This is a genomic window from Streptomyces sp. NPDC059224 (assembly GCF_042754285.1).
GTDB lineage: Bacteria > Actinomycetota > Actinomycetes > Streptomycetales > Streptomycetaceae > Streptomyces.
In genome coordinates, this window is the sequence record NZ_JBHZAN010000034.1 from 97,133 (window position 1) to 104,780 (window position 7,648).

Here is a 7,648-nt window from a genome sequence, read left to right on the forward strand (position 1 = left end):
GGTGAGGCCCGGGGAACACTGTCCCCTCCACAACCACGATCTCTACAACAGGGGCAGTGTGCTGATCAACTCGGTGAACCGCCGCGGTCTCAGCCCGGCGAATGACGCCCTCTGGGGCGGCTCCGATGCCGTGAGACCAGGGCAGAGATCAGGGAGTGTCGCTGTCTGCCTCACCCAGCCGGGACATCAGCGCGTCGTCGATGATCTTCTCGTCGGCCTCTGGCAGTTCGTCCCCGGCACCGCCGACGGCGGCCCAGCGGCGAGCGAACTCCAGAGCATCGAGCAGGTCCTGGTGGGTGCCGTCGAGGACCGGCTCCGCACAGGCCGCCGGATCGGCACCGCGTTCCACGCAGAAGCCGGCCATCGTCGCCAACATCGGGCGCGGACCGGTGGGCGGAAAGGCAGGGAGTAGCGCGGCCAACCGGGGGCCCACCGGCACGCATTCGGTGCCCGTCGCCGACTGCAGACCACTCATCGCCGCGTTGAACGCACGCTCGGTGCGGCCACCGTCTCGAGCGGCCACTGCCTGCTCCAGCTCTGACATGACGGCGACCAGGTCCGCGGCCTTCTGCTTCCTTCTGAAGATCACCGGCACGCCTTAGGCCCGAGGCATGACAGGTGGCATCAGGCCACCGTCGTTCGAAGATTCCGGACCTCTCCGTGCTGTCGAAACTGGTGAACATTTGCTGTCGGTTCTCGTGAACAGAGCCAGCAGCCCGTTCTCGGCGATGTCCTCCAGGACCGCAGCAAGCTGGTCGGCCTGCTCGCGGGTGGGGGCTGCGTAGGCGCGGACCGCGTCGGTGGCCGCGGGCTCCAACTGATCCCGGACGGCTCCGTCAACCGGCCTCTGACCTGAGGGCAGAAACTGGCCGCCGTCCGGGCACCGGTCGAGCACGGCTTCGCCCACCTGAAGAACTGGCGGGTCCTCGGCAAGGTCCGCACCGACCCGACGTGGGCGACCGCCCTGGTCAGGGCCCTGCTGGTCCTGACGAACCGCGAAGTCTCCCACTGACCGCGAACAAGTCCAGGAACTCGAACAGATCGCCGCACACGGCGAGTTCCTCCGCCTGTAACGGCGGCTCAGCGAGCGCGGCCTGCCCGACTGATCGTCGCCGAGGTGGCCAGGTCACACGGGTGGTTGCGGATCGTACTGAATACCGCGGCGCACCTGACGCGCGCGTTCCGGAGATGACAGCCGGGCGACGAGGTGGAGAGCCATGTCGATGCCGGCCGAGACCCCCGCGGAGGTGACCATGTCACCGTCATCGACGAATCTCTCGTCGGCCCGCACGTCGATGGTCGGGTCGAGTTCCTTGAGCCGTTCCAACGCGCCCCAGTGGGTGGTGGCCGGACGCCCGGTCAGCAGGCCGGCTGCGGCGAAGACCAGCGAGCCGGTGCACACGCTCGTCATGAGCGGAACCGACCGGCGCTGGCGTCGTACCCACTCCAGGTGCTGGCTGTCGTTGAGCTGAGGCCGGGTTCCCCGGCCGCCGGGATGCAGCAGGACGTCCAGCGCGGGCATGTCGTCCATCGAGTAGTGCGATCCGACCGTGAGTCCCTTCGAACAGGTCACGGGCTTGCCGTCGGCAGAGAAGCAGAACACCGCCCACTTGTCCTCGGGGAAGACCCGCGTCCAGTAGGACAGGACCTCCCAGGGGCCGACCGCATCCAACTCCTCCACGTCGGGGAACAACAGGATCCCGATCTGCCGCACGTCTTCGTTGCTCATACAGTGATCCAAGCAGGCTCGATCTCGCGCAGCCACGAGGTTTCCGCCTGGCCCTCAAGCCGTCCTCGCCCAGCACGTCACCGACGCGTCAGAACGTTCCCACCAGGGCATACGCCAGTCCGTTGAACTCCAACCCCAGATAACCTCAGGGTCTTCGCCGGGGGAACTGCACGGCCCGGATACGGCGTTCGACCCGGCGGCGGTCGAGGTCCTCGCGCTCGGCCATCAGCAGTTCGGCACCGATGATCTTCACTGAAGTCACCCGCCCACGACCAGCACGAGCATCCCGTGCACCGCGCACACCAGACCCGTGACCTGCAACTTCACGATGCACACCACTCAGTGAAGCAGGAGCTTCCGCAGTGCTGGTGACCCCGCCGATCAGCCAGTAGCCGGAGTGACTGGAGCCGAATGGCTTGTGCTGGCGTCTATGCCCCCAGAAGCGACGTCTGGGGGGCAGATGGCAGAGGAGCCGCAGAGGCACGTACGTCTACGGCTAGCCAGGCGGCGCACCGCCCCCGCCCGGGTGTGGGCTCGTACTCGTGAAGAGCCGCCCGACTCGCCCGCGGAGCCGACTCCGCAGCCCGAGCCAAGCCCTGGGCCGGACCCGGAGCCGGGCCAGGCAACGCCCCGAACACGGCGAATCTGGAACCGCGTCCAGCACGCGAGGTGGTCGCACATGATCACGGTGACCGCTACGGCGCTCGCTGCCCTTGCCGCAATCGGCGGCCTCTGGGCTCAGGCCGTCACGACCTACTGGAGTCAGCAGACTGCGAAGGACCAGCTCCAGCAATCCCAAGAGGAGAGCAGGAGAGAGATAAGCGCCCAGGCGGTGACTGTCTCCGCTTGGGTTGAAGACCCCGACGAAAACGGAAGCGATTGGGAATTACATATCTTGAATCGATCTCCGGATCCAGTGCCATCGGCGCGCGTAGCGTTGAAGGGGTCAATGAGCTTCAAAGGATCCGATGTGAGCATTGGCGCCGATCTGTATCTGAATACGTCACGACTGTCTCCCTGCACGGAACTCGTCTTCTCGCGGAAAAGCGTCACGCATTGGGATCGTGAAGGGACGGATGGGACGGATGGAGGAGCTGCTGAAAATACGGTATGGATAAGTCAGCTTTACGGCTTCACCTTCACGGACCGTGATGGAATGCAGTGGTGGCGTTTGAGAAACGGGCATCTCGTTCGCTCGCTGGATGAATTCGATTTTCCCGATGAGGACGGGAAATCGGTCTTTAACATTGATGCTGTGCCAGACGTAAGGAAAGCGGCGTCATGTGGCAACGTTGACTGAAATCATCTCGCCCAATGTCCGCCCGGGCCTCTGGCGAGAGCCAGCCTGACTCCTGAATTGCTGTACGTGGCAGTGTCGGGCTATGCCGTATGACGAGCAATGCTCGGAACCTGTGGATCTGTGCCGGGAGGAACGCGGAGGGCGTACCTTTCCGATGATCCTTTGAAGGTCTCCGAGCAGGCCCGCGTTCGCAGCGCGGGTCGGGAAGGCACGTCCGTGCTGAGCGTAGTGAACGCCGACGGCGGTATCGAGTCCGGCTCCCTGATCGACGAGATCGTCCGCGAGGGCGCCCGCCGGATGTTGGCGGCCGCGCTGGAGGCGGAAGTCAACCAGTACATAGCCGAGTTGGTTGCCGAGACCGACGAGCGCGGACGGCGCCTGGTTGTCCGCAACGGACACCACCGGCCCCGCACCGTCGTCACTGCGGCCGGGCCGGTCGAGGTCACAGCGCCGCGCGTCAACGACCGGCGTGTGGACGAGGCCACCAGCGAGCGCAAGCGGTTCTCCTCCAAGATCCTTGCACCGTGGTGCCGCAAGTCACCGAAGATCTCGGAGGTCTTGCCGCTGCTCTACCTGCACGGACTGTCGTCCGGGGACTTCGTGCCCGCCCTGGAGCAGTTCCTCGGCGGCACCGCTGGGCTCTCGCCCGCGACGGTGACGCGCCTGACGAAGCAGTGGAGCGACGACCACGCCGCCTTCCAGGACCGGGACCTGTCAGACCGCGACTTCGTCTACGTGTGGGCTGACGGGGTCCACCCGAACGTGCGGCTCGGCCAGGCGCACTCGTGCGTCCTGGTCCTGCTCGGCGTCCGCCTGGACGGCACCAAGGAACTGATCGCCTTGGCCGAGGGTCTCCGTGAGTCCACCGAGTCATGGGCCGACCTGCTCCGGGACTGCCGCCGACGCGGCATGCGCGACCCGGAGCTGGTCATCGGCGACGGAGCGATGGGCCTGTGGAAGGCGCTGGTCGAGGTCTTCCCCACCACTCGGCACCAGCGCTGCTGGCTCCACAAAGCCCGGAACATCACGAACTGTCTTCCGAAGTCCGCACAACCGGGGGCGACCAAGGCGATGCAGGAGATCTACAACGCGGAGGACAGGGCCCACGCCGAGAAGGCGATCGAGGCGTTCGCCCGCACCCACGGCACGAAGTGGCCCAAGGCCCGATCGAGTCGACCTTCTCCACGGTCAAGCTGCGGACCAAGGTCACTCGCGGCGCCGGCAGCCCGGCCGCGGCCCTGGCCATGGTGTTCAAGCTCGTCGAGTCCGCCCAGGCCCGCTGGCGCGCGATCACCGGAGCCCACCTCGTACCCTTGGTCCGCGCCGGAGCCCGCTTTGAACGCGGACACCTCGTCGAGCGCCCCGAAGCACACGCGGCCTGAATTCCTCATGACCTAAAGGAATTGACCATTCCTCTGGTATCCCCGTGTCCGCAGCCACTGTTGCTCAGGAGATTTCGTAGGCCCCGTCAAGCCGTGCTCGCCCGAGGACATGGCCCGCAAGGGCGGTGAGCATCTGGTCGAGGGAGAAGCCGTCCGGCAGGCCTGTGGCCCGGGACAGAGCGAAGATCTGGAAGACGTAGGTATGGGGGCCGTGCGACCGGATAGGCATGGGTCCGGCGTAGCCACGGCGCCCGAGCGGGCCCTTGCCGAGCCGGAGGCCGGGCACGGGGCTGGGGTTCGCGAGGGCGTTCTCCGCGATGCCGGTCAGGGCGGGGTCGATGCCGAGCGCGAGCCCGTGCGTGGCCGGCTTGCCGAAGGGGACGTCGGGGTCCTGCACGATGAGCGCGAGCTCGACGGTGCCCGCCGGGGGCGGGGTCCAGGCGAGGGCCGGCGAGATGTTCGCGCCGAACACGCAGCCGCGGTGTCGGGCCGGGATGGGGGCGCCGTGGGCGAAGGCGGGGCTGGCCAGCGTGAGGTTGCCCGGGGCCTGGAGCTCCGGATGGGCCCAGGCGAGGGTGTGGTGACCGGCGCGCCGGTTGCGCAGTGCGACACCTAGGGGGTTTGCCAGCATGGCTGGGGCAATTCCTTACGGTCATTGATTAGGTATACGAAGCACTTCTTTAGGTATACTAAGTAGCTATGGAGAAGCGTGCAACCTGCGACGACCCCACGGCCGAGCGGTCCGCCGCCGATACCGCGGACCACGACCTCGGCGGACAGGTGCGCGCCGCCGTCTGGAGCCTGTTCCGCCGCTTCCGCAGCGAGCGGCCCGACGGGGAGCTGGGCGACGTCGCCCTGGACGTACTTGTCCATCTGCACAAGCGCGGACCGCAGACGCTGACTGCCCTGAGCGAGCGCGGCGGGGTCTCGCCCGCCTCGATGAGCCAGACGGTGAACCGCCTGACCTCGGCTGGTTACGCCGTGCGCTCCCGCGACGCGGACGACCGCCGCAAGGTGCTGTTCAGCGTCACCGAGGAGGGCGACCGGCTCGGCGGCGCCACACAGGCGCGCCGCAACGCCTGGCTCGACGCGCGACTGGACGCCCTCGACGTCGAAGACCGCGCGGTGATCGCCCGGGCCGCGGCATTGTTCGCCGCCATCGCCGACTCCTGAACCCCTCTCCCAGCACACCGATCCACAAGTCTTGACAATTGCTCTGGCCATGTACGCGAGTCGCGACGTCGTTTCGATGCGAGGTGGGGAGTAGCACGCTTGCGCGAATACCCGATGTGCGCGTCTTCGGGCGTCACCCGCACGTCGGCCGGCGGCCTGGGGCGGGCACTGCGTGCGGCCGCCTACTGGTAGCAGGGAGGACCGCACAGCACGGTGACCGTACCGCTCTCGCTGGCCGCCGGGGAGGCGGTGCATTGGGTGGTGGCCGCGGGGGTCTTGCTGGTCTCCCAGGGCATGGGGGCCGCCACGGCCTGGGGGGCGAGGGCGGTGAAGGCCGCGGTGGCCACGAACACGGCGGCAACGGCACGCCTACGCAGACGCATCTGAACTCCTAGATTCACCAGTGAGGTTCGGCTGTGGGCGCGCCGCTCGGACAACGCCAGCAGCCAGTCTCAACGTGCACGCCACCCAGAGCCAGGGATTCCCGCGCAGTTCCATACATCTCTATACGATCACCACGACCGGCGAGCCGTGTTCCGCCCAGGCCCGACAACCGCTCTGGCGCCCCCCACACTCATCGACATTGATCACATGTCGGAGTCCCAGAGTGAGAACGGAAGCCTGGTACGAACGCCTCCCGTTCTCACCTACACAGCCACGCCGGACAGGGACCTGAAACGCGCCTGCCAGCCCTGTCCGGCCCGGTCACCTCACCCGGCTCGGACGTCGGCTACTCCCATGCGCCGCGCTCGGGGTTCCAGGTGCCCCGGGCGGTGCTGTCGAGCATGGGGCTGATGAATGCGGCAGCAGCCTGTGCGGCTTCCGGGTAGCTAGCGCAACCACGGAGTCCGACGACCAGTGCGGCCTGCTTGGGGTATCCGTCGTGCCAGTCGGGGCCGGGGGCTTCGAAGGCGTCGGGAAGCGTGAGGGAGGTGCCGCTCTGCCGCCGGCGTTCCGCCTCGGTGTGCAAGGCCGAGGTGACGGCCTGCGCAGGAACAGCTTCCTGCTGGCTGATCAGGAGGAGGTCCGCGAGATCGCGGTACCGGATGGACCCGTACTGAGCGTTCTCGCCGTGACGCTCGTACATGGCACAGATCTTGTCGGCAATGTGGTCGATGACCGGGTAGAGGCGTACCTCGGGCCAGTCCACGGGCCACTCGATGTCCACGGCCGACTTGAGCGTGCGGGTTTCTGGGATGCCGGAGAGCGTACGGCCCACGACGAGGTCGACTTTGATGTCGGACACCTGGGAAGAACCGCAGTAGACCTTGAAGTGCTGTGCGCCGCCGCGGCCTTCGTCACTGTGGTTGTCATACCTGGTCGGGGTGTAGCGCAGGAAGTCACCGAGATCGAGCGAGGCTGCCTCGATCACCAGCTGGCGGACCTCGTCGGCGGTTCGGTCGGGATCGGTGCTCTGCAGGTCGATGTCCTGGCTGAGGCGGGCGGCGCCGCGGTAGCGAACCAGCAGGGCCTGGCCGCCCTTAACCTCGCGCTTTCACGAAGCGAGCTGTCCGGCAGGCGGTCAGGAAAGCAGAAAGTGCCTCTGAACAGCAAGAATGAGGATTGTCGAGGTCCTTGTTCCTGCCACCGCCGGAGGCACTTCCCAGGTGAAGCACTCTATCGGGTCCTATCCCCGTGTCCGCGTCCAGGACGACGGCCGCCAGATCGTCTCCAGGCCGGGACGGTCCTGCTCGTCGAAACGGCCCGCAAGGCCGGTCTTGACCAGGCCATATCGGCACCTCTGGCGCCGTGGCGCAAGCCGCGGGCCGTCCACGATCCCGGCAAGATCCTCCTGGACATCGCCCTGGCGGTCGCACTGGGCGGGGACTGCCTCGCGGATGTCGCGGTGCTGCGGGCCGAGCCGGCCGTCTTCGGTCCGGTCGCCTCCGACCCGACCGTCTCCCGCCTGATCGACGCCCTTGCCGCCTCCGGCGAGAAAGCATTGCAGGCGATCCGGTCCGCACGCTCGGAAGTCCGTGGCCGTGTCTGGTCGTTGGCCGGTGAGAATGCGCCGGACGCCGACGCTCAGGTCACCGTCGATCTCGACGGCGTCCTCGTGGTCGC

Annotated in this window: 8 protein-coding genes and 2 pseudogenes; 4 read left to right on the forward strand and 6 right to left on the reverse strand. The window is 67.2% G+C overall.

Annotated elements, in window-relative coordinates; translation table 11 throughout:
- Window positions 1-148: 148 nt before the first annotated feature.
- The 3 genes from ACFXI4_RS33290 to ACFXI4_RS33300 form a co-directional block, all read right to left on the reverse strand.
- The gene (locus ACFXI4_RS33290) at window positions 149-589 is read right to left on the reverse strand and encodes a hypothetical protein (RefSeq protein ID WP_384997900.1); all 441 of its coding nucleotides are present in this window, start codon (window positions 587-589) and stop codon (window positions 149-151) included.
- A gap of 9 nt (window positions 590-598) precedes the next feature.
- A complete protein-coding gene (locus ACFXI4_RS33295; RefSeq protein WP_384997918.1) occupies window positions 599-862 on the reverse strand; it encodes a hypothetical protein in 264 nt (87 codons plus the stop codon).
- A 264-nt stretch (window positions 863-1,126) separates the two neighbouring features.
- Window positions 1,127-1,729, reverse strand: coding sequence for a DJ-1/PfpI family protein (locus ACFXI4_RS33300; RefSeq protein ID WP_384997903.1), 603 nt, complete (start codon window positions 1,727-1,729; stop codon window positions 1,127-1,129).
- A 679-nt stretch (window positions 1,730-2,408) separates the two neighbouring features.
- Between ACFXI4_RS33300 and ACFXI4_RS33305 the strand changes: the two genes are divergently transcribed.
- Both ACFXI4_RS33305 and ACFXI4_RS33310 read left to right on the forward strand, forming a co-directional pair.
- Window positions 2,409-3,029: a hypothetical protein gene (locus ACFXI4_RS33305; protein ID WP_384997906.1), complete on the forward strand. Its 621-nt coding sequence runs from the start codon at window positions 2,409-2,411 to the stop codon at window positions 3,027-3,029.
- Window positions 3,030-3,245: 216 nt separating this feature from the next.
- Window positions 3,246-4,411, forward strand: a pseudogene (locus ACFXI4_RS33310) (IS256 family transposase).
- A 64-nt stretch (window positions 4,412-4,475) separates the two neighbouring features.
- Here ACFXI4_RS33310 and ACFXI4_RS33315 read toward each other — a convergent pair.
- Entirely contained in the window at window positions 4,476-5,042 is a 567-nt protein-coding gene (locus tag ACFXI4_RS33315) for a YbhB/YbcL family Raf kinase inhibitor-like protein (RefSeq protein ID WP_384997909.1), read from the reverse strand.
- Window positions 5,043-5,110: 68 nt separating this feature from the next.
- Between ACFXI4_RS33315 and ACFXI4_RS33320 the strand changes: the two genes are divergently transcribed.
- Window positions 5,111-5,584, forward strand: coding sequence for a MarR family winged helix-turn-helix transcriptional regulator (locus ACFXI4_RS33320; protein ID WP_384997912.1), 474 nt, complete (start codon window positions 5,111-5,113; stop codon window positions 5,582-5,584).
- A 182-nt stretch (window positions 5,585-5,766) separates the two neighbouring features.
- Here the strand turns inward: ACFXI4_RS33320 and ACFXI4_RS33325 are convergent, their stop codons facing one another.
- Together ACFXI4_RS33325 and ACFXI4_RS33330 are read right to left on the reverse strand one after the other, a co-directional pair.
- Complete coding sequence (locus tag ACFXI4_RS33325) at window positions 5,767-5,967, reverse strand: hypothetical protein (protein ID WP_384997915.1); 201 nt, start codon at window positions 5,965-5,967, stop codon at window positions 5,767-5,769.
- A 347-nt stretch (window positions 5,968-6,314) separates the two neighbouring features.
- Complete coding sequence (locus ACFXI4_RS33330; protein ID WP_384997921.1) at window positions 6,315-7,052, reverse strand: nucleotidyl transferase AbiEii/AbiGii toxin family protein; 738 nt, start codon at window positions 7,050-7,052, stop codon at window positions 6,315-6,317.
- A gap of 139 nt (window positions 7,053-7,191) precedes the next feature.
- Here ACFXI4_RS33330 and ACFXI4_RS33335 point away from each other — a divergent pair.
- Window positions 7,192-7,648 (forward strand): annotated as a pseudogene (locus ACFXI4_RS33335) (transposase); the annotation flags it as partial.

Excerpts from the sequence above, each read along its gene's own strand:
- ACFXI4_RS33300 (WP_384997903.1), bottom strand. The coding sequence starts at position 1,729 with ATGAGCAACGAAGACGTGCGGCAGATCGGGATCCTGTTGTTCCCCGAC.
- ACFXI4_RS33305 (WP_384997906.1), top strand. The coding sequence starts at position 2,409 with ATGATCACGGTGACCGCTACGGCGCTCGCTGCCCTTGCCGCAATCGGC.
- ACFXI4_RS33315 (WP_384997909.1), bottom strand. The coding sequence starts at position 5,042 with ATGCTGGCAAACCCCCTAGGTGTCGCACTGCGCAACCGGCGCGCCGGT.
- ACFXI4_RS33320 (WP_384997912.1), top strand. The coding sequence starts at position 5,111 with ATGGAGAAGCGTGCAACCTGCGACGACCCCACGGCCGAGCGGTCCGCC.
- ACFXI4_RS33325 (WP_384997915.1), bottom strand. The coding sequence starts at position 5,967 with ATGCGTCTGCGTAGGCGTGCCGTTGCCGCCGTGTTCGTGGCCACCGCG.